This is a genomic window from Streptomyces capillispiralis (assembly GCF_007829875.1).
Classification (GTDB): Bacteria; Actinomycetota; Actinomycetes; order Streptomycetales; family Streptomycetaceae; genus Streptomyces; species Streptomyces capillispiralis.
Genome location: NZ_VIWV01000001.1, coordinates 4,354,097 through 4,374,232, shown reverse-complemented (window position 1 = coordinate 4,374,232; position 20,136 = coordinate 4,354,097). Strand labels below are relative to the sequence as shown.

17 protein-coding genes and 1 riboswitch are annotated in these 20,136 nt (G+C 73.0%); of the genes, 8 read left to right on the top strand and 9 right to left on the bottom strand.

What is annotated here, in order from left to right; translation table 11 throughout:
• Positions 1–42: 42 nt before the first annotated feature.
• The 3 genes from FHX78_RS18930 to FHX78_RS18920 all read left to right on the top strand — a co-directional run bounded on the left by FHX78_RS18930 (position 43) and on the right by FHX78_RS18920 (position 2,895).
• Positions 43–1,056 (top strand): MurR/RpiR family transcriptional regulator, encoded by a 1,014-nt coding sequence (locus FHX78_RS18930; RefSeq protein ID WP_145868604.1) that lies wholly within the window; start codon positions 43–45, stop codon positions 1,054–1,056.
• A 138-nt stretch (positions 1,057–1,194) separates the two neighbouring features.
• Complete coding sequence (gene murQ / locus FHX78_RS18925; RefSeq protein ID WP_145868603.1) at positions 1,195–2,142, top strand: N-acetylmuramic acid 6-phosphate etherase; 948 nt, start codon at positions 1,195–1,197, stop codon at positions 2,140–2,142.
• A gap of 183 nt (positions 2,143–2,325) precedes the next feature.
• Positions 2,326–2,895 carry a hypothetical protein gene (locus tag FHX78_RS18920; RefSeq protein WP_145868602.1) on the top strand — a complete coding sequence of 190 codons (570 nt, stop codon included), beginning with the start codon at positions 2,326–2,328 and terminating at the stop codon, positions 2,893–2,895.
• Positions 2,896–2,919: 24 nt separating this feature from the next.
• Here the strand turns inward: FHX78_RS18920 and FHX78_RS18915 are convergent, their stop codons facing one another.
• From FHX78_RS18915 to thrC, 7 genes are all read right to left on the bottom strand, one after another.
• A complete protein-coding gene (locus FHX78_RS18915; protein ID WP_145868601.1) occupies positions 2,920–4,503 on the bottom strand; it encodes a carboxylesterase/lipase family protein in 1,584 nt (527 codons plus the stop codon).
• Between the two features lie 107 nt (positions 4,504–4,610).
• Entirely contained in the window at positions 4,611–6,095 is a 1,485-nt protein-coding gene (locus FHX78_RS18910; protein WP_145868600.1) for an MFS transporter, read from the bottom strand.
• Between the two features lie 241 nt (positions 6,096–6,336).
• Positions 6,337–7,467, bottom strand: a complete 1,131-nt coding sequence (locus FHX78_RS18905) for an NADH:flavin oxidoreductase (RefSeq protein WP_145868599.1) — start codon at positions 7,465–7,467, stop codon at positions 6,337–6,339.
• A 661-nt stretch (positions 7,468–8,128) separates the two neighbouring features.
• Positions 8,129–9,751, bottom strand: coding sequence for a chaperonin GroEL (gene groL, locus FHX78_RS18895; RefSeq protein ID WP_142194639.1), 1,623 nt, complete (start codon positions 9,749–9,751; stop codon positions 8,129–8,131).
• A gap of 370 nt (positions 9,752–10,121) precedes the next feature.
• The gene (locus FHX78_RS18890; protein ID WP_004929928.1) at positions 10,122–10,325 is read right to left on the bottom strand and encodes a cold-shock protein; all 204 of its coding nucleotides are present in this window, start codon (positions 10,323–10,325) and stop codon (positions 10,122–10,124) included.
• A 431-nt stretch (positions 10,326–10,756) separates the two neighbouring features.
• The gene (locus FHX78_RS18885; RefSeq protein ID WP_145868598.1) at positions 10,757–11,032 is read right to left on the bottom strand and encodes a ubiquitin-like small modifier protein 1; all 276 of its coding nucleotides are present in this window, start codon (positions 11,030–11,032) and stop codon (positions 10,757–10,759) included.
• A gap of 32 nt (positions 11,033–11,064) precedes the next feature.
• Complete coding sequence (thrC, locus tag FHX78_RS18880; RefSeq protein ID WP_145868597.1) at positions 11,065–12,363, bottom strand: threonine synthase; 1,299 nt, start codon at positions 12,361–12,363, stop codon at positions 11,065–11,067.
• Between the two features lie 18 nt (positions 12,364–12,381).
• Positions 12,382–12,529: riboswitch (SAM riboswitch) on the bottom strand.
• Between the two features lie 138 nt (positions 12,530–12,667).
• Between thrC and FHX78_RS18875 the strand changes: the two genes are divergently transcribed.
• The 3 genes from FHX78_RS18875 (at position 12,668) to otsB (ending at position 16,058) form a co-directional block, all read left to right on the top strand.
• The gene (locus FHX78_RS18875; protein ID WP_145868596.1) at positions 12,668–13,639 is read left to right on the top strand and encodes a glucosyl-3-phosphoglycerate synthase; all 972 of its coding nucleotides are present in this window, start codon (positions 12,668–12,670) and stop codon (positions 13,637–13,639) included.
• Between the two features lie 61 nt (positions 13,640–13,700).
• Entirely contained in the window at positions 13,701–15,116 is a 1,416-nt protein-coding gene (locus FHX78_RS18870) for an alpha,alpha-trehalose-phosphate synthase (UDP-forming) (RefSeq protein WP_189908546.1), read from the top strand.
• Between the two features lie 57 nt (positions 15,117–15,173).
• Complete coding sequence (gene otsB, locus FHX78_RS18865) at positions 15,174–16,058, top strand: trehalose-phosphatase (RefSeq protein ID WP_145868595.1); 885 nt, start codon at positions 15,174–15,176, stop codon at positions 16,056–16,058.
• 242 nt (positions 16,059–16,300) lie between these two features.
• Here otsB and FHX78_RS18860 read toward each other — a convergent pair whose 3' ends face one another.
• Both FHX78_RS18860 and FHX78_RS18855 read right to left on the bottom strand, forming a co-directional pair.
• Positions 16,301–16,576, bottom strand: a complete 276-nt coding sequence (locus FHX78_RS18860; RefSeq protein ID WP_145868594.1) for a DUF3263 domain-containing protein — start codon at positions 16,574–16,576, stop codon at positions 16,301–16,303.
• A gap of 10 nt (positions 16,577–16,586) precedes the next feature.
• Positions 16,587–17,888: an extracellular solute-binding protein gene (locus FHX78_RS18855; protein WP_145868593.1), complete on the bottom strand. Its 1,302-nt coding sequence runs from the start codon at positions 17,886–17,888 to the stop codon at positions 16,587–16,589.
• A gap of 87 nt (positions 17,889–17,975) precedes the next feature.
• On the opposite strand from FHX78_RS18855, the gene FHX78_RS18850 reads away from it, so the two are divergent.
• Both FHX78_RS18850 and nagA read left to right on the top strand, forming a co-directional pair.
• A complete protein-coding gene (locus FHX78_RS18850; protein WP_268257185.1) occupies positions 17,976–18,986 on the top strand; it encodes an ROK family protein in 1,011 nt (336 codons plus the stop codon).
• On the top strand, positions 18,986–20,131 hold the full coding sequence (nagA, locus tag FHX78_RS18845; RefSeq protein ID WP_145868592.1) for an N-acetylglucosamine-6-phosphate deacetylase: 1,146 nt from the start codon (positions 18,986–18,988) through the stop codon (positions 20,129–20,131). The genes FHX78_RS18850 and nagA overlap by 1 nt, the downstream gene beginning before the upstream one ends.
• The last annotated feature ends 5 nt before the right edge of the window (positions 20,132–20,136 follow it).

Below are 20,136 nucleotides of genomic sequence, written 5' to 3'. Positions count from 1 at the left end.
CACTCTTGACCGCACGGCCGAGCCGAAAATATCTTTCACACTGTGACCAATGAAGTGAAGGAAATTTTCGGGAGCGGTGCGGGAGGCGCACGCGGCGCGGGCGGCTCGCGCGCCGCGGGTGCCGCGGGCGGCTCCCGGGGTGGCGCGGGTGCCGCGGCCGGTTCCCCCAGCGCCCTGCCCGCGCCCGCCGCCCTCGCGGCCAAGGTGCGTACCCTGGCACCGTCGATGACCCGCTCCATGCAGCGGGTCGCCGAGGCCGTCGCCGACGACCCGGCCGGCTGCGCGGCCCTCACGGTCACCGGACTCGCCGAGCTCACCGGCACCAGCGAGGCCACCGTCGTCCGCACCGCCCGCCTGCTGGGCTACCCCGGCTACCGCGATCTGCGCCTGGCCCTGGCCGGCCTCGCCGCCCAGCAGCAGTCCGGCCGCGCCCCCGCCATCACCACGGACATCGCGGTGGACGACCCCATCGCCGACGTCGTGGCCAAGCTCGCCTACGACGAGCAGCAGACCCTCGCCGACACCGCGGCGGGCCTGGACACCGTGCAGCTCGCCGCGGCCGTGACCGCCCTGGCCGGCGCCCGCCGCACCGACGTCTACGGCGTCGGCGCGTCGGGACTGGTCGCCCAGGACCTCACCCAGAAGCTGCTGCGCATAGGCCTGATGGCGCACGCCCACAGCGACCCGCACCTCGCCGTCACCAACGCGGTGCAGCTGCGCGCGGGCGACGTGGCGATCGCCATCACCCACTCCGGATCGACCGGGGACGTCATCGAACCGCTCCGGGTGGCCTTCGAGCACGGGGCGACCACGGTGGCGGTCACCGGCCGCCCGGACAGCCCCGTCACGCAGTACGCCGATCACGTCCTGACCACGTCCACGGCCCGCGAGAGCGAGCTGCGCCCGGCCGCGATGTCGTCCCGGACCAGTCAGCTGCTGGTGGTGGACTGCCTGTTCGTGGGGGTCGCCCAGCGGACGTACGCTTCGGCGGCGCCGGCGCTGGCGGCCTCGTACGAGGCGCTGGCACACCGGCACACGGCGCGCGGCAGGCCGTAGGGCCGGGCTTCGGCGGGGATCCGCGGGCGGCTCGCGGCGGAGCCGCCCGTCGGAACGGAACAGCCCCGCCGCCAGGGATGCCGCACCGCCCCGCACCGGCAAACACACCGGAAAGAGACCGAAGAGGGCCGCACTGCCATGACCTCCACCCCGCACGACCGTGAACTGCGTTCCCAGCTGGACACGTTGACCACCGAGGCGTTCCGGCCCGAGCTGGCGGACGTCGACCGGCTGCCGACCCTCGACATCGCCCGGCTGATGAACGGCGAGGACGCCACGGTGGCCGGCGCCGTGGCCGAGCAGCTGCCGGGCATCGCCGCGGCGATCGACGCCGTCGCCGACCGGATGGCCCGGGGCGGCCGACTGGTCTACGCGGGCGCCGGCACCGCCGGCCGGCTGGGCGTGCTGGACGCCTCCGAGTGCCCGCCGACCTTCAACACCGACCCGGCGCAGGTCGTCGGCCTGATCGCGGGCGGCCCCGCCGCCATGGTCACCTCGGTGGAGGGCGCCGAGGACTCCAGGGAGCTGGCCGAGTCCGACCTGGCCGCGCTGGCGCTCACCGCCGACGACGCGGTGGTCGGCGTCTCCGCCTCGGGCCGCACCCCGTACGCCGTCGGCGCCGTCGAGTACGCCCGCGCGCGCGGCGCCCTCACCGTGGGCCTGGCCTGCAACCCGGGCAGCGCGCTGGCGGCGGCGGCCGAGCACGGCATCGAGGTCGTCGTGGGCCCGGAGTTCCTCACCGGTTCCACCCGCCTCAAGGCCGGTACGGCGCAGAAGCTCGTCCTCAACATGCTGTCGACGATCACGATGATCCGGCTGGGCAAGACCTACGGGAACCTGATGGTCGACGTGCGCGCCTCCAACGAGAAGCTGCGCGCCCGCTCCCGCCGGATCGTCGCCCAGGTGACGGGGGCGGAGGACGACGTCGTCGAACGCGCCCTGGCCGCCACGGACGGCGAGGTCAAGCACGCCATCCTGGTCATCCTGGCCGGTGTGGACGGCCCCACGGCCGCCCGCCTCCTGGCCGACTCCGCCGGCCATCTGCGGACGGCGCTCACCCGGGCGGCCGCCGCGGACCACGGCTGACCCGCCCCGGCCGGCCTCGGCGGAGGGACCGCGGAGCGGGGCCCCGGAAGCCGCCGCATGCGGATCGGGCTCCAGCTGACCCGCCCTCCCGGCGGGGCACCGCACGCCCGCACCCCCGCCGCGGTGACGGCCCATGGTGCACGCTGGGATACTGGACCGGCCCCCACCCGTGGAGAACCCACCATGAACCACGCGCAGCTCACCGCACTGGGCCGCGCCCTGCGCGTGCTCGGGGAGCACGGCGAGGCGCTGTCCGCCGACACCCCGGACGCCCGCCTGCACGAAGTGAAGGACGACCTGAAGCGGGCCCTGGACCTGCTGGAGGAGAGCGTCACCACGGCCGCGCCGAGCACGCGCTGCCCGGAGCACCCCACGGGCCCGGTCGACGAGAGCGCCCCCGACCTGTGCCTGCTCTGCGAGACCCGGCGCCGCGCCGCCCGCCGCGCGGAGTTCAACGGCCCCGCCCCGCAGCACCGGCCCGCCGAGCCCGCCCCCTCCCGGTACGGCATGCGCGGGGACCGGCCGCAGGCGCAGCAGCGCTGGCTGCCGGAGCTGTGGAACGGGCAGGCGTGGCAGCTGTGCGGCACCCCGCGCCGGGACCGGCGCGAGGCCGAGCTGTACGTCGCGGCGCAGCTGCGGGGGCCCCGGCCCGCCACGGCGTACCGGATCGTGCACGAGTTCACCGACTACGAGGTGCTGCGCGTGTGGGGCACACCGGTGCGGGCCGACATCGAGCCGATGGGCAACATGTAGCGCTCGCGGAGGGGCCCCGGCCCCTCACAGCAGGGGCAGGGGCGCGAAGTCGTACCCCTCCCACAGGCGGCGCGCGGCCTCCTCCGGGTACGGCGCCACCGTCGGCGCCGCGTCCAGCACCTGGACGGGGCGTCGCCGTCCGTCGTAGGCCGGCCAGCCGGGGTCGCCGGTCCGGGCGAACGCCGTCCAGGAGGCGCGGAACCGGGACGACAGCGCCCTGGCCTCCTCCGTCGGTTCGGCCCCGGCGAACAGCAGGATCCCGAGGTCGGCCTCGAAGGTGCCGAAGAGCAGGGGGATGTCCAGGCCGTGGCAGGCGCCCAGGGCGCCGCCGCTGCCCGGGGCCGGCCAGGTCAGCTCGTAGACGTGGGCCCGGCCGCCGCCCGCGAGCCGCGCCTCGGCCAGCCGGAGCGTGGGCATGGCGAACAGCCAGTCCGTCTGCACCCGCTCGTACAGCTCGCCCGCGGACGCCCCGGGGAAGGCGGCGCGGTAGGCGCGCTCGCCGTCCGGGCCGGGGGCGTACATCCGCAGGGCCGCCGTCGCCTGGTCGTCGGTGATCTGTCCGAGGCGGCCGCCCAGGGCGAGGAACAGGCGGAACTCGTCGCGGTTGTGCCCGGTGAGCAGGTCGACGTCCCGGGCCGCCCCCGCCGCGAGCGCCTGCCAGGGCGTGGCCGGCAGGACGTCACCGTCGACGACCGGCGCGTACGGGGTGGCCGTGGGCGCGGCCTGCCCCCAGCGGTCCGTGTACCGGCTCATCCTGGCGCCCAGCGACTGTCCCGCGGCGGTCAGCTTGGCCGGGTCCACGGCGGACAGGTCCGCCACCGTCGGCCGCAGTCCCGCCTCGGCGGCGAGCGCGGTGCCGATGTCGCGGGCGAGGGCGTCGGAGAAGTACGTGCCGGGCACGCTCTGCGCGATCGCCCGGTGGAACAGCCCGGCCGCGCGGTCCATCGCCAGCAGCGCCGCGACGGAACCGGCGCCCGCGGACTCCCCGAACACGGTGACCTGCCCGGGGTCCCCGCCGAACGCCGTGATGTTCTCCCGCACCCACTCCAGCGCGGCCACCTGGTCCAGCAGGCCCCGGTTGGCGGGCGCGCCCTCGATGTGGGCGAACCCCTCCATCCCGACGCGGTAGTTGAGGGTGACGACGACGAGGTCGCCGTCGCGCGCGATGCGGCGGGCGTCGTAGCCGGGACTGCCGGAGTGGCCGAGCCGGTAGGCGCCGCCGTACAGCCACACCATCACGGGGCGGTGCGCGGCCGGGTCGGGGTGGGGCGTCCAGACGTTGACGGTGAGCCAGTCGTCGCCGGCGGGGACGGCCGGGGCCGTGCGCCCCTGGACGAAGCCGGGGTCCTGCGGGGGCGGCGGGCCGAACGCGTACGCCTCGCGCACCCCGTCCCAGGGGCGGGCCCGTCGCGGGGCGGCGAACCGCGCCTCGCCGACCGGGGGTTCGGCGAAGGGGATGCCGCGGAAGACCGCCAGCCCGGCCTCGTGCCGTCCGCGCACGGCACCGGAGGCGGTGCGCACCACGGGCCCGTCCGGTCCGTCCGGTCCGTCCGGTCCTGTCGGTCCGTTCGGGGCCGCCGTCGGCGGGCGGGGCTCGGACGTCGTCATCGAGGTCTCCTCACTGCGGGCCGGGAGGTACGGGCGTCGTGCGCGTGCGGGCGTCGTGCGCCGCCCGGTACGGAACCGGGACGGCGCCCGCCGGTCGGTCAACGACCCTACGCCTGCGCCCCGGAGGCCTCGGGGGCGCGGGCCGGGCCGGCGGCGGCCACGGTGTCCGGGCCCGCCGGACGCTGCCGCGGGATGAACGCGGCGATGGCGAAGCCGACCAGCGCGGCCCCGGCCCCGAGCGCCAGGACGGTGCGGAAACCGTCCTCGCTCGGCAGCACGTGGGAGCCGAACCGCGTCGTCATCTGGGCCAGTACGACACCGGCGACGGCGCTGGCGACGGAGGTGCCGATGGACCGCATCAGGGTGTTGAGGCTGTTGGCGGCGCCCGTCTCGGAGGCGGGCACGGCGCCCATGATGAGCGCGGGCATCGCGCCGTAGGTGAAGCCGATGCCGGCGCCGATGACGCAGGACGCCAGCACGAAGTGCCAGACCTGGTCCATGAGCAGGACGTTGAGGCCGTAGCCGGCGGCCACGATCAGCGCGCCGATCATCAGCGTGACCTTCGGGCCCTTGGCGCGGGAGACCAGCGCGGACACCGGGGCCAGGGCCATCATCACCAGCCCGGACGGGGCCATGACCAGTCCGGCGGCCAGCAGGGACTGGCCGAGGCCGTAGCCGGTCGGCTCGGGCAGCTGGAGCAGCTGCGGGATGACCAGCGACATGGAGAACATGCCGAAGCCGATCGCCACCGAGGCGAGGTTGGTGATCAGCACCTGGGGGCGGGCGGTGGTGCGCAGGTCCACCAGCGGCTGGTCGACGCGCAGTTCGAAGAAGCCCCAGGCCAGCAGGACGAGGACGGCCGCGGCGAACAGGCCGAGGGTGGTGCCGCTCGTCCAGCCCCAGTCGGCGCCCTTGGAGATGGCCAGCAGCAGACAGACCAGACCGGTCGCCATCCCGGCCGCACCGGCCAGGTCGAACCGTCCGCCCGTGCGCACCTTCGACTCCGGCACGAGGACCAGTACGAGGAGCAGCGCGACGACGCCCAGCGCGGCCGACACCCAGAACAGCGCGTGCCAGTCGAAGTTGTCGGCGATGAGCGCGGCGGCGGGCAGACCGAGGGCGCCGCCGACCCCGAGCGAGGCACTGATCATCGCGGTCGCCGACCCCAGCCGCTCCGCGGGCAGTTCGTCACGCAGGATGCTGATGCCGAGCGGGATCACACCGGACGACAATCCCTGGAGGGCGCGGCCGACGATCATCGGCACGAGGGAGTCGCTGAGTCCGGCGACGACGGAGCCGACCACCAGCATGGCCATGCTGATCAGCAGCATGCGGCGCTTGCCGTACATGTCGCCGAGCCGGCCCATGACCGGGGTGGCGACGGCGGCGGCGAGCAGGGTGGCGGTGACGGCCCACGCGGTGTCCGACGCGGAGGCGTCCAGCAGCCGCGGCAGCTGTCCCACGATCGGGATCACCAGGGTCTGCATCAGCGACACCACGATGCCGCCGAAGGCCAGCACGGCCACCACGAGGGTGGGGTTGGGCGGTGGGGCGGTCCCGGCGGGGGTGGACCGGTCGACTGCGTCGGACATGAAGGGAGATCTCCGTGACTCGGGCCTGGAAAACTACTTGACTCAGGCAACCATATGGAGATTGTTTGACTTAAGCAAGTGAACACTCGGAGACGGCCGCCCCAGGCGGTCAGCGGAGGCCCCGGGCCGGACGGACCCGGGACCGAACCCGGAACCGCCCGGCCGCACCGCTCAGCTCACCTCAGCTCACCGAGGCTCAGCTCACCGAAGCTCACCTCACCAAGGCTCACCTCACCGAAGCTCAGCTCAGCGTCTGCAGCGAAGCCGCGTCGTACGGCGCCAGTTCGTCGAAGCGGCCGTTCAGCACCTTGGCCGCCCACTGCGGGTCCTGGAGCAGCGCGCGGCCCACGGCGACCAGGTCGAACTCGTCCCGCTCCATGCGGTCGAGCAGGTTGCCGAGGTCGCCCACCTTGGCGCCCTCCCCCTGGAAGGCCTTGAGGAACTCGCCGTCGAGGCCGACCGAGCCGACGGTGATGGTGGGCTTCCCGGTCAGCTTCTTCGTCCAGCCGGCCAGGTTGAGGTCCGAGCCGTCGAACTCCGGGACCCAGTAGCGGCGCGTGGACGCGTGGAAGGCGTCGACGCCGGCCGCGGCGAGCGGGGCGAGGATCGCCTCCAGCTCCTGGGGCGTCTCGGCGAGGCGGGCGTCGTAGGCGTCCTGCTTCCACTGCGAGTAGCGGAAGATGACGGGGAACTCCGGCGAGACCCGCTCGCGGACCGCCGCGACGATCTCCGCCGCGAACGTCGCACGGGCGACCGGGTCGCCGCCGTAGGCGTCGGCGCGGCGGTTGGTGCCGGACCACAGGAACTGGTCGATGAGGTAGCCGTGGGCGCCGTGCAGCTCGACACCGTCGAAGCCGATGCGCTCGGCGTCGGCGGCGGCCTGGGCGAACGCGGCGACGACGGCGTCGATGTCGGCCCGCGTCATCGCCTTGCCCGTGCCCTCGGTGCCGTCCGTGCGCACGCCGGACGGGCCGACCGCCGGGGCGTCCGGGTACGGCGCCTGTCCCTGCTCGCGGACCATGCCGATGTGCCACAGCTGCGGGACGATCGTGCCGCCCGCCGCGTGCACCTCCTCGGCGACCTTCGCCCACCCGGCCAGCTGCTCCTCGCCGTGGAACCGCGGCACCCGGTCGCTCTGCCCGGCGGACTCGTGGCCGACGTACGTGCCCTCGGTGACGATGAGGCCGACACCGGCGGCGGCACGGCGGGAGTAGTACGACACGACGTCCTCACCGGGGACCCCGCCGGGCGAGAACATGCGCGTCATCGGCGCCATGGCGATGCGGTTGGGCACGGTCAGGCCGTTGATCACGGCGGGCCGGGACAGGACGGCGGCGGCTCGGGACGCCGTGTCCGAGGCGGTGACGGTCACGTGGGGGCTCCTCGCTGGGTACCGGACGGTATGTGCGCGTGCATGAAGCACGCCTCCACGCCAACCGGTAAGCGGCGAAAGGCATTCCGTCGACCCGCGGTCACCCGGGTGTGATCCCGGTCACCGGCGCGAGATCCCTGGCGCCACGGGACGCGCCGGGCCCACGATGACCGCCATGACCGGCATGACCACCACCGCACACCTCCGGCCCGGCACGGCATGAGCAGGACACGCACCCTGCGCCTCGGCCTGTACGCGGACGAGGAGGGACTGGCGTGGGCCGGCGCCCTCGTCGACGAGGCCGTGGCGGCGCACGGTGCCCGGCCCGTCGGGCGGAGCGTCCTGCGCACCCTGCCCGGCAGCGGGCGGACGACCGCGTACCTCTACGACCACCTGGCGGAGCAGTGGGCGGTGGAGCACCCGGGCGACGACGGCGGCGGGCGCGAACCGGTGGAGCTGCGCGTCCGGCTGGTGTGCTCGCCGCGCACCTGGCGCGCGGTCCGCAAAGGCGGTGCTGCGTGGCCTGTGCCCCGAGGGTCCGGCCCCGCACGTCCGCCGCGTCCCGTGGTGCACCGCCTGAGAACGCCCGAGGGCGGCACCCCCTGTCGAACAGGGAGCGCCGCCCTCGGTACGCGACGGACGGATCCGATCCTCGGGAGGATCAGAAGTCCATGTCACCGCCCGGCATGCCGCCGCCGGCCGGGGCCGCGGCCTTCTCCGGCTTGTCGGCGATGACGGCCTCGGTGGTGAGGAAGAGCGCGGCGATGGAGGCGGCGTTCTGCAGGGCAGAGCGGGTCACCTTCGCCGGGTCGATGATGCCTTCCTTGACCAGGTCGACGTACTCGCCGGTCGCGGCGTTCAGGCCGTGGCCCGGGGTCAGGTTGCGCACCTTCTCCACCACGACACCGCCCTCGAGGCCGGCGTTGACGGCGATCTGCTTCAGCGGGGCCTCCAGGGCGATGCGCACGGCGTTGGCGCCGGTCGCCTCGTCACCCTCGAGCTCCAGCTTCTCGAACACCTGGGAGGCCTGGAGCAGGGCCACGCCACCACCGGCGACGATGCCCTCCTCGACGGCCGCCTTGGCGTTGCGCACGGCGTCCTCGATGCGGTGCTTGCGCTCCTTGAGCTCCACCTCGGTGGCGGCACCGGCCTTGATGACCGCGACACCGCCGGCGAGCTTCGCCAGGCGCTCCTGCAGCTTCTCGCGGTCGTAGTCCGAGTCGCTGTTCTCGATCTCGGCGCGGATCTGGTTCACCCGGCCCTGGACCTGGTCGGCCGAGCCGGCACCGTCGACGATGGTGGTCTCGTCCTTGGTGATGACCACCTTGCGGGCCTTGCCCAGCAGGTCGAGGGTGGCGTTCTCCAGCTTGAGACCGACCTCCTCGGAGATGACCTCGCCGCCGGTGAGGATGGCGATGTCGCCGAGCATGGCCTTGCGGCGGTCGCCGAAGCCCGGGGCCTTGACGGCGACGGACTTGAAGGTGCCGCGGATCTTGTTGACGACCAGGGTCGACAGGGCCTCGCCCTCGACGTCCTCGGCGATGATCAGCAGCGGCTTGCCCGACTGCATGACCTTCTCCAGGAGCGGGAGCAGGTCCTTGACGTTGGAGATCTTGGAGTTCGCGATCAGGATGTACGGGTCGTCGAGGACGGCCTCCATACGCTCCATGTCGGTGGCGAAGTACGCCGAGATGTAGCCCTTGTCGAAGCGCATACCCTCGGTGAGCTCCAGCTCCAGACCGAAGGTCTGGGACTCCTCGACGGTGATGACGCCTTCCTTGCCGACCTTGTCCATGGCCTCGGCGATGAGCTCGCCGATCTGGGTGTCGGCGGCGGAGATGGAGGCCGTGGAGGCGATCTGCTCCTTGGTCTCGACATCCTTCGCCTGCTCCAGCAGGGCACCGGAGACGGCCTCGACGGCCTTCTCGATACCGCGCTTCAGAGCCATCGGGTTGGCGCCGGCGGCGACGTTGCGCAGGCCCTCCTTGACCAGGGCCTGGGCGAGGACGGTCGCGGTGGTCGTACCGTCACCGGCGACGTCGTCCGTCTTCTTGGCGACTTCCTTGACCAGCTCGGCGCCGATCTTCTCGTACGGGTCCTCGAGCTCGATCTCCTTGGCGATGGACACACCATCGTTGGTGATCGTGGGGGCGCCCCACTTCTTCTCGAGGACGACGTTGCGGCCCTTGGGGCCGAGCGTCACCTTCACGGCGTCCGCGAGCTGGTTCATGCCGCGCTCGAGGCCGCGCCGCGCCTCCTCGTCGAACGCGATGATCTTGGCCATGTGAAGTGGTCCCTCCAGGACTGGGGGTGATTCCTTCGGACCGCGCCCGCGCCCGCGACGGACGGCTCGCCGGCCCGTGGTTCCTTGCCCCACACGGCCTGCGGGCCTCACCGACCCGGTCCTTACGTTGTCACTCTCACCTTCAGAGTGCTAACGCAATGATTAGCACTCGACCCACCCGAGTGCAAGCGCCCTTCCGGGGCCGGCGGGCGCTCTCCGCCGCCCGCGAACACGGCGCCGGGCCCCTTCGGGCCGCGCACGGACACGACCGCGGGCCCCCTCTCCGGCGCGTGCGGGCACGGCGAAGGGCCCGCACCCCGGGAGGTGCGGGCCCTTCGTCGGCAGAAGATGCTTGCGGCTGGTAGCGCGTTCAGGCGCTGAGACGAACCATGTCGGCCTGCGGGCCCTTCTGACCCTGCGAGATCTCGAACTCGACCCGCTGGCCTTCTTCGAGGGTGCGGTAGCCGTCCATCTGGATCGCGCTGTAGTGGACGAAAACATCCGCACCACCGTCGACCGCGATGAAGCCGTACCCCTTCTCCGCGTTGAACCACTTGACGGTGCCCTGAGCCATGCCTAACTCCCCTATTACTGGCCCTTGCACAGATCCACACTTCGCGGATCCGGGTCAGACCTCACCCCCCAAACGGTTGGGGGCGTGCGCCGGAACGCGTCGACCGCGGCCGAATGTATCTGTCCAACTGCCGTCTGCAACAGGTCAATCGGACGAGAAATCTGGACGCGGGCGGTCCGGAATATGGCGAGAATTCGCCTGAATTCTGGGCAAGTCGGGCCACGCAAAGGCCGCAAATGCCACGGAAGGTGCCCGCACTTTGGCTACATCCAGTCGGGCGTACGGCAGGAATTCAGGGTTTCCGATCAGTGGACCGGGAGCGCGTTCCCCAACTCTACCGCGCTCAACCCAATGGAATTGCCCCCTCCGCTTCTCTTACGGAGGGGGCAATGTCCTGAACGTTCGGTAACCGCCATTACCGATGGTAATGATCAGCCGCCGGCGACCGCCGGGATGATGGAGACGCCGGCGCCGTCGGGGGTGGCGGTCTCCAGGCCCTGCTCGAAGCGGACGTCGTCGTCGTTGACGTAGACGTTGACGAACCGGCGCAGCTTGCCCTGGTCGTCCAGGACCCGGGCGGCGATGCCGGTGTGGTTCTTCTCCAGGTCCTCGATGACCTCGCCCAGGGTGGCCCCCTCGGCGTTCACCTCGGCCTGCCCACCGGTGTAGGTGCGCAGGATGGTCGGGATGCGGACGGTAACGCTCACTTGGAAAACCTCCGGTCGGATGGAACGGCCTGCTAAACGAGCCCGGCCTCGCGGAACGACTCCAGGGTGGGGCGGATCGTCGCGGTCATGCCCGTCCCGGCCACCGCGTCGAGCGTCTTCAGACCGTCACCCGTGTTGAGGACCACCGTCGTCAGCGACGGGTCCAGCGCCCCGCTCTCCAGGAGCTTCCTGGTCACGCCGACCGTCACACCGCCCGCGGTCTCCGCGAAGATGCCCTCCGTCCGCGCGAGCAGCCCGATCGCGTCGACGACCTGCTCGTCCGTCACGTCCTCCACCGCACCGCCGGTGCGCCGCGCGATGTCGAGCACGTACGGCCCGTCCGCCGGGTTGCCGATCGCCAGCGACTTGGCGATGGTGTTCGGCTTCTGCGGGCGGACGACGTCGTGGCCGGCCTTGTACGCGGTGGAGACCGGCGAGCAGCCCTCGGCCTGCGCGCCGAAGATCTTGTACGGCTTGTCCTCGACCAGACCGAGTTCGATCAGCTCCCGCAGACCCTTGTCGATCTTCGTGAGCTGCGAGCCGGAGGCGATCGGGACGACGATCTGGTCGGGCAACCGCCAGCCGAGCTGCTCGCAGATCTCGTACGCGAGCGTCTTGGAGCCCTCCGCGTAGTAGGGCCGCAGGTTGACGTTGACGAAGCCCCAGCCCTCGCCGGCCGGGTCGCCGATCAGCTCGGAGCAGAAGCGGTTCACGTCGTCGTAGTTGCCCTCGATGCCGACGAGCTCGCCGCCGTAGACGGCGGCCATGACGACCTTGCCCTGCTCCAGGTCGTGCGGGATGAACACGCAGGAACGGAAGCCGGCCCGGGCGGCGGCGGCGCCGACGGCGCCGGCGAGGTTGCCGGTGGAGGAGCAGGACAGGGTGGTGAAGCCGAAGGCGCGGGCGGCCTCGATGGCCTGGGCGACGACGCGGTCCTTGAAGGAGTGCGTCGGGTTGCCGGAGTCGTCCTTCACGAACAGCTTGCCGGCGTCGACACCGAGCTCACGCGCGAGGTTGTCGGCCTGGACGAGCTTGGTCCAGCCGGGGTTGATGTTCGGCTTGGTCGCCACGTCCGCCGGGACGGGGAGCAGCGGCGCGTAGCGCCAGATGTTCGCGGGGCCCGCCTCGATCCGCTTGCGGAGCTCCTCGGTGTCGTAGGCCGAGAAGTCGTAGGCGATCTCCAGCGGGCCGAAACACTCCTCGCAGGCGAAGACGGGGCCGAGGGGGACGCGGTGGCCGCATTCGCGACAGGAGAGCGCGGCGGCGGGGCCCAGGTCGACGGAGGTGCCGGCGGCGGAATCGGTGGTGCTTGCAACGGTCTGCACAGCCATGTGAGGCGAGGCCCTTTCTCCTCATCTTCCTCACGACGCATCTCGCCGTGAGACGGATTTGGCACCTTCCCTAGCCGGGAGCCTCGCCACGTCCGTGTGACAAGAACCGACTGGAGGGTTGCCGGGGCTTCATCGGGCCGTATCCCTCTGCCCCTCTGGATGAGCGGTGTTCAGTTGTGGGCGCCACGACCCCGGCATGCGGTGGTCATCGGCGTTGTTCAAGACTGTAACCGACGGCCTGCATGGTTGAGATAGTCGTCCGAACCGCGAGATGGATCACAGGCCAGTGAGGAGCCCGGGAGTCGTGCTGGAAGAAGTCGAGCGCTGGCTGGCCGACCGTTCCTGGTCGGTGGCCGACCGCCCGCTCCACCGGGTCCTGGCCGCGAAGCGCGCCACGGGCCAGACGGTGAGCGTGGTGCTGCCCGCGCTCAACGAGGAGGCGACGGTCGGCTCGATCGTGTCGGTCATCCGGCGCGAGCTGGTGGAGCGGGCCCCGCTGGTCGACGAGGTCGTGGTGGTCGACTCGGGCTCGACCGACCGCACGGCCGAGGTGGCGGCGGCGGCGGGCGCCACCGTGGTGCACCGGGACGCGATCCTGCCCCGGATACCGGCGGTGCCCGGCAAGGGCGAGGTGCTGTGGCGGTCCCTGCTGGTCACCTCCGGCGACATCGTCTGCTTCGTCGACGCGGACCTGCGGGACTTCTCCGCCGACTTCGTCTCCGGCATCGTCGGCCCGCTCCTCACCGACCCGGACGTGCACCTGGTCAAGGCCATGTACGACCGTCCCCTCACGGTGTCCGACGGACCCGCCTCCGGCACGGCCGCCGCCGGCCAGGGCGGCCGGGTGACGGAGCTGATGGCCCGCCCGCTGCTGAACATGCACTGGCCCCGGCTGGCCGGCTTCGTCCAGCCGCTGGGCGGCGAGTACGCGGCCCGCCGCACCCTCCTGGAACAGCTCCCCTTCCCCGTCGGGTACGGCGTCGAGCTGGGCATGCTGGTCGACGCCCTGCACCTGGTCGGCCTGGACGCCCTGGCCCAGGTCGACGTCGGGGTCCGCAAACACCGCCACCAGGACGGCCAGGCCCTCGGCCGGATGGCCGCCGCGATCTACCGCACCGCCCAGCTCCGCCTGGCCCGCGGCCATCTGATCCGGCCGTCCCTGACCCAGTTCGAGCGCATGGGCGACAACTTCGAACCCCGCACCTACTCCGTCGACACCGAGGAACGCCCCCCGATGAGGGAGATCGCGGAGTACCAGGCACGCCGGGTGGCCTGAGCCGTCGTATACGGCCGGCCGGCACGTTTGAGGTTCCGGGGGCCGGGCTAGGTTGAGGCGTATGGCTTCAAGGTTCGGTGCTGCTCAGGTGCTGGTCGCCTCCAATCGGGGGCCCGTGTCGTACGAGGTGCGGGAGGACGGTTCGCTGCGGGCCAGGCGGGGCGGCGGCGGGCTGGTGTCCGGGCTCTCCGCGATCGGGCCGGAGGCGGGGGCGCTGTGGGTGTGCTCGGCGCTGTCCGACGGCGACCGCGAGGCCGTGCGGCGCGGCGTCGGCGAGGACGGCGTGCGGATGCTGGACATCCCCGCGGGCGTGCACGCGGACGCGTACAACGGGATCGCCAACTCGGTGCTGTGGCTCGTGCACCACATGCTGTACCAGACCCCCCTGGAGCCGGTCTTCGACGCGGAGTTCCGCCGGCAGTGGGCGTCGTACGAGGACTACAACCGCGCGTTCGCCGAGGCGCTGGCCGAGGAGGCCGCGCAGGGCGCCGCGGTGGTCGTGCAGGACTACCACCTGACGCTGGTCCCGGGCATGCTCCGCGCGCTCCGCCCCGATCTGCGCATCGGTCACTTCTCGCACACCCCCTGGGCGCCGCCGGAGTACTTCCGGATGCTGCCCGACGACATCGCCGAGCAGGTGCTGCGCGGGATGCTGGGCGCCGACCGGCTCGGCTTCCTCACCCACCGCTGGGCGGACGCGTTCACCGCGTGCTGCGAGCGGTTCGCGGGCGGGCTCGGGGACACCCGGATCGGGGTGCACGGGCTGGGCGCGGACGCCGACTTCCTGCGCGCCCGTTCCCACGAACCGGACGTCGAGGAGCGGATCGCCGCGCTGCGGGAGGAGATCGGCACGGCCCCCGACGGCGGGGCACGCCGGACCGTCGTCCGGGTCGACCGCACCGAGCTGTCGAAGAACATCGTGCGCGGTCTGCTGGCGTACCGGCAGCTCCTGGAGGACCACCCCGAGTGGCGCGAGCGCGTCGTGCACGTCGCCTTCGCCTACCCCTCCCGGCAGGACCTCGCCGTGTACCGCGACTACACCGCCGAGGTGCGACGGGTGGCGGAGGAGATCAACGAGCGGTTCGGCACGCCCGGCTGGCGGCCGGTCGTGCTGCACGTCAAGGACGACTTCGCGCGCTCCCTGGCCGCGTACCGGCTGGCGGACGTGGCCCTGGTCAACCCGATCCGCGACGGCATGAACCTGGTCGCCAAGGAGGTCCCGGTCGTCTCCGACGCGGGCTGCGCGCTGGTGCTGTCCCGGGAGGCGGGCGCCCACGAGGAGCTGGGCGAGGACGCGATCACCGTCAACCCCTACGACGTCGTCGACACCGCCCGCGCCCTCCACGAGGCCCTGACCATGGGGGCGGAGGAGCGCGCCGACCGCGGCAAGCGCCTGGCCGCGGCGGCGACCGCGCTCCCCCCGGCCCGGTGGTTCCTGGACCAGCTGAACGCGCTGCGGGAGCAGCCGCCCGCCTGACCGGTACGACCGGTCAGGCAGGCGTGCGAACGCGCGGGCGTGGATAGGTTGAGGCGTATGGGCAGCCCTACGGATTCCACGGACCCGAAGACCCCGGACACACGTGCCACCGACGACCTGCCGACGCCCGCCGCGCGGGCCGGCCGGGAAGGGCTGGAGGCCCTTCTCGCACGGCCGGACAAGGCGTTGGTCGGGCTCGACTTCGACGGCACGCTCGCGCCGATCGTGGCCGACCCCGAGCAGGCCCGCGCCCACCCCGACGCGGTGGCCGCGCTCGCCGCCCTCGCGCCGAAGGTGGCCTCGGTCGCGGTCGTCACCGGCCGGCCGGCGGGCGTCGCGGTGCGCAACGGCGGCTTCGCGGGCGTCCCCGGTCTGGAGCACCTCGTCGTTCTCGGCCACTACGGCGCCGAGCGCTGGGACGCCGTCACCGGTACGGTCAGCGCGCCCGCCCCGCACCCCGGTGTCGCCGCCGCCCGTGCGGAGCTGCCGGGGCTGCTGGACCGGGTCGGCGCGTGGCAGGGGACCTGGATCGAGGAGAAGGGGCGGGCGGTGGCCGTCCACACCCGCCGGGCCGGCGATCCGCAGGCCGCCTTCGAGGCGCTGCGCGAGCCGCTGACCGACCTCGCCACCCGGCACGGCCTGATCGTCGAGCCGGGCCGCATGGTCCTGGAGCTGCGCCCGCCCGGCATGGACAAGGGCGTCGCCCTCACGGAGTACGCCCGGCAGATCGGCGCCGGGTCGGTCCTGTACGCCGGTGACGACCTGGGCGACCTCCCCGCCTACACCGCCGTCGACAAGCTCCGCGACACCGGTGTGCCGGGGCTGCTGGTGTGCAGCGGCAGCGACGAGGTCACGGAGCTGCGCGACCGCGCCGACGTGGTGGTCGACGGCCCCGAGGGGGTCGTACGGCTGCTGCGGGCACTGGCGGACAGGCTGCCCTGACGGGCACGCACGGCACCGTGCCGGACACGGGCGCTCCGTCGGACAGGGGCACCCCGTCGCACACCCGCGCCCGCGCCCTGCGCACCTGGGTCCGCACACCGCGCGACCGGCCGTGTTCGGCGCGACGGCCGCGGGCGCAGGCCGGCGGGTGACGGCGGGCAGGCGGCACGCGCCGCCCGGCTCCTGCACCGGCACCTGAGTCTCGCCCTCGGTAACGGCCCCGCGGGCGCCGGCGGGGCCGTTCAGCGTTCCGAGCGCCGGGTGTCCCGGATGCGGCGCAGGCGGTTCACCGTCACCGGGTCGTGGGCGAGGGCGCGGGGGTCGTCGAGGAGGGCGTTGAGGAGCTGGTAGTAGCGGACCGGGGCCAGGCCCAGTTCCTCGCGGATCGCCCGCTCCTTCACACCGGGGCCGGTGAAGCCCCGGCGTTCCAGCGCGAGGATGTCCCGCTCGCGCCGGGCCAGCTGCCCGGCCCCGCCGTGCTCGTCGTGCCCCTCGTCCCTCGCGTCCCCCACGTCCATGTCCCGCAGGCTACTCCGCGCTCTCCGCGCGCGTCGCCGTCGCCTGGAGCCCGCCCAGGACGCCCTCGGGGCTGCCGTTCGGGGCGACCGCCTTGCCGATCTGCTTCTTGACCGCCGCGTTGACCGCCGCCCAGGAGGTGTTGCCGACCGGGTAGAGCTCCGAGGCCGGCAGCTGGTCGAGGAACGGCTTGAGGTCCTTGTCCTCGTCGGACGCGGCCATCGCGCGGGACGCGGAGTTGGTGACCGGCAGCAGGTTGTACTCGCGGGAGAAGTCGAGCACGTTCTCCTCGCTGTAGACGAAGTCGAGGAAGTCGCCCACCTGGTCGCGGTGGCCGTTCTGGTTGAAGGCCATCATCCAGTCGGCGACACCGAGCGTGGAGGGGCTCTCGCCGTCCACACCGGGCGTCGGCACCATGCCGAACTTCACGCCCTTCTTCTCGGCCATCCCCATCAGCGAGGGGTGCCCGTTGAGCATGCCGACGTCACCGGCCGCGAACGCGGCGAACGCGGCGGCCCGGTCCAGCTTGCCGGGCGCCACCGGCCCGGTGAGGCCCTTGCCGACCAGCTCGTCCTTCAGCCAGGTGAAGGTCTGGACGTTCTGCACGGAGTCGATGCTGTAGGTGCCCGTGATGTCGGTGTAGCCGCCCTCGCCGCTGAGCAGCCACTGCATGGTCTCGGCCTGCGCCTCCTCCGGGCCGAGCGGCAGCGCGTACGGGTACTTCACGCCCTCCGCCTTGAGCGCCTCGGCGCCGGCGGCGAGCTCCTCCCAGGTCTTCGGCGGGGTGATGCCGGCCTCGGCGAACAGCTCCTTGTTGTAGAAGAGCACGCGCGTGGAGGAGGCGAACGGCATCCCGTACTGCACGCTGTTGACCTCGCCCGCGGTGGACAGCTGCGAGAGGAAGTCCGCCTGCACGGGGATGGAGAGCAGGTCACCGGCCTTGTAGAGCTTGCCCGCGGCCGCGTAGTCGGCGTAGGCGCCGATCTGTGCCAGGTCCGGCGGGTCGCCCGCGTCGACCATCTCCCTGACCTTGCGGTCGACGTCGCTCCAGGAGTGGACGCTGACGTCGATCTTCACGTCGGGGTGCTCGGCCTCGTACCGCTCGACCAGGTCCGCCCAGTACTTCTCGGAGCTGTTGGCCGCGCTGTCGCCGTAGTCGGCGGCGACCAGCCTCAGCGTCACGTCCGACGATCCGCCGCCGACTCCGCATCCGCCGAGGACTCCCGTCAGCCCCAGTGCGGACACCACCGCGATCGCCCTTGTCCCGACCCGCCGCTGCACTTGCCTTGCCCCTACCCCGGCGCTCCGCGCCATTCCGAACGTCTTTCGATAATCGGAATAAGGTCTACACCACGTGAGTGGACTAGACCTCTTGAGGGTCCCCGGGCCACACTGTTCCCCGTGAGACACGTCATCGCCCTCGATGTGGGCGGCACCGCGATGAAGGCCGCCCTGGTCGGGGCGGACGGCGAGCTGCTGCACCGGGACCGCCGGGCCACCCGCCGCGACCGCGGTCCGGACGCGGTGGTCGCGGACATCCTCGACTTCGCGTCCGAGCTGCGCGCCCACGGCGTCCGCCGGCACGGCGAAGCCGCCTCCGCCGCCGGTGTCGCGGTCCCCGGGATCGTCGACGAGTCGGGCGGCACCGCCGTCTACGCGGCCAACCTCGGCTGGCGCGACGTCCCTCTGCGCGCCCTGCTCGCCGAACGGCTCGGCGGCATCCCCGTGGCCCTCGGCCACGACGTCCGCGCCGGCGGGCTCGCCGAGGGCCGCATCGGCGCCGGCCGGGGCGCCGACCGCTTCCTGTTCGTGCCGCTGGGCACCGGCATCGCGGGCGCCATCGGCATCGACGGCCGGGTCGAGGCGGGTGCCCACGGCTTCGCGGGCGAGATCGGCCACATCGTCGTACGGCCCGGGGGCGCGCCCTGTCCGTGCGGGCAGCGCGGCTGTCTGGAGCGGTTCGCGTCCGCCGCCGCGGTGAGCGAGGCGTGGGCGGCGGCCTGCGGCGACCCGGGCGCGGACGCGGCGGACTGCGCCGAGGCCGTCGAGTCCGGGGACGTCCGGGCGCGCCGGGTGTGGCAGGAGGCGGTGGACGCGCTCGCCGACGGGCTGGTCACCGCGCTCACCCTGCTGGACCCCCGCACGCTGATCATCGGTGGCGGGCTGGCCGAGGCGGGGGAAACCTTGTTCACACCGCTGCGGGAGGCCGTCCGGCGGCGGGTCACCTTCCAGAAGCTGCCGTCCCTGGTCCCCGCGGCCCTCGGGGACACCGCCGGATGCCTGGGCGCGGGGCTCCTGGCCTGGGACCTCCTCGGCACCACCGGCCCCGCACCCCCTGCGCCGGCCCCCTCGACCCCTGACCCCTCGACCCCTGACCCCTCGACCCCTGACCCCTCGGAGGTAACCACCTGATGGCCCCCACCACGGTTCTCACCGGTGCCCGGGTGGTCCTGCCCACCGGCATCGTGGACGACGGCCGCGTGATCGTCGAGGGCACGCGGATCGCGGCCACCGCGCCCAGGCAGGCCGAGCCGCTCGACGCGTCCGGCCACTGGCTGGTCCCCGGGTTCGTCGACATCCACAACCACGGCGGCGGCGGCACCTCCTTCGCCGGCGGCACCGCCGAGGACGTCCTCCGGGGCGTCCGCACCCACCGCCTGCACGGCACCACCACGGTCGTCGCCTCCGCCGTCACCGGCGACCTGGCCTTCCTCGCCCGGCACGCCGGGATGCTGGCGGAACTCGCCCAGCAGGAGGAGATCGCCGGCATCCACTTCGAGGGGCCGTTCATCTCGCCGTGCCGCAAGGGCGCGCACAACGAGGAACTGCTGCGCGACCCGGACCCGGCCGAGGTCCGCAAGCTGATCGACGCGGCGCACGGCCACGCGAGGATGATGACCCTGGCCACCGAGCTGCCGGGCGGCCTGGACTCCGTACGGCTGCTCGCCGAGCACGGGGTGATCGCGGCGGTCGGGCACACGGACGCCACGTACGAGCAGACGGTCGCGGCCATCGACGCGGGCGCGACCGTCGCCACCCACCTGTTCAACGCGATGCCCCCGCTCGGCCACCGCGCCCCCGGCCCCATCGCCGCGCTGCTGGAGGACGAGCGGGTCACCGTCGAGCTGATCAACGACGGCACGCATCTGCACCCCGCCGCGCTCCAGCTCGCCTTCCACCACGCGGGCCGGGACCGGGTCGCCTTCATCACCGACGCGATGGACGCGGCCGGCTTCGGCGACGGCCGCTACATGCTCGGCCCGATGGAGGTCGAGGTCGCGGACGGCGTGGCCCGGCTGGTGGAGGGCGGCTCCATCGCCGGCTCCACGCTCACCCTGGACCGCGCCTTCCGGCGGGCGGTGACGGTGGACGGGCTGCCCGTCGAGGACGTGGTCGCGGCGATCTCCGCCAACCCGGCGCGGCTGCTCGGCCTGGACGACCGGATCGGTTCCCTGGAGCCCGGCAAGGACGCCGACCTGGTGGTCCTGGACGCGGAGTTCGTGCTCAAGGGCGTGATGCGCCGGGGAGAATGGGTGGTCGATCCCCAACTGGGCTGATCCGT

Coding starts and splice junctions, on each gene's coding strand:
- murQ (WP_145868603.1), top strand. CDS start 1,195: ATGACCTCCACCCCGCACGACCGTGAACTGCGTTCCCAGCTGGACACG.
- FHX78_RS18920 (WP_145868602.1), top strand. CDS start 2,326: ATGAACCACGCGCAGCTCACCGCACTGGGCCGCGCCCTGCGCGTGCTC.
- FHX78_RS18915 (WP_145868601.1), bottom strand. CDS start 4,503: ATGACGACGTCCGAGCCCCGCCCGCCGACGGCGGCCCCGAACGGACCG.
- FHX78_RS18910 (WP_145868600.1), bottom strand. CDS start 6,095: ATGTCCGACGCAGTCGACCGGTCCACCCCCGCCGGGACCGCCCCACCG.
- groL (WP_142194639.1), bottom strand. CDS start 9,751: ATGGCCAAGATCATCGCGTTCGACGAGGAGGCGCGGCGCGGCCTCGAG.
- FHX78_RS18890 (WP_004929928.1), bottom strand. CDS start 10,325: ATGGCTCAGGGCACCGTCAAGTGGTTCAACGCGGAGAAGGGGTACGGC.
- thrC (WP_145868597.1), bottom strand. CDS start 12,363: ATGGCTGTGCAGACCGTTGCAAGCACCACCGATTCCGCCGCCGGCACC.
- FHX78_RS18870 (WP_189908546.1), top strand. CDS start 13,701: ATGGCTTCAAGGTTCGGTGCTGCTCAGGTGCTGGTCGCCTCCAATCGG.
- otsB (WP_145868595.1), top strand. CDS start 15,174: ATGGGCAGCCCTACGGATTCCACGGACCCGAAGACCCCGGACACACGT.
- FHX78_RS18860 (WP_145868594.1), bottom strand. CDS start 16,576: ATGGACGTGGGGGACGCGAGGGACGAGGGGCACGACGAGCACGGCGGG.
- FHX78_RS18855 (WP_145868593.1), bottom strand. CDS start 17,888: ATGGCGCGGAGCGCCGGGGTAGGGGCAAGGCAAGTGCAGCGGCGGGTC.
- nagA (WP_145868592.1), top strand. CDS start 18,986: ATGGCCCCCACCACGGTTCTCACCGGTGCCCGGGTGGTCCTGCCCACC.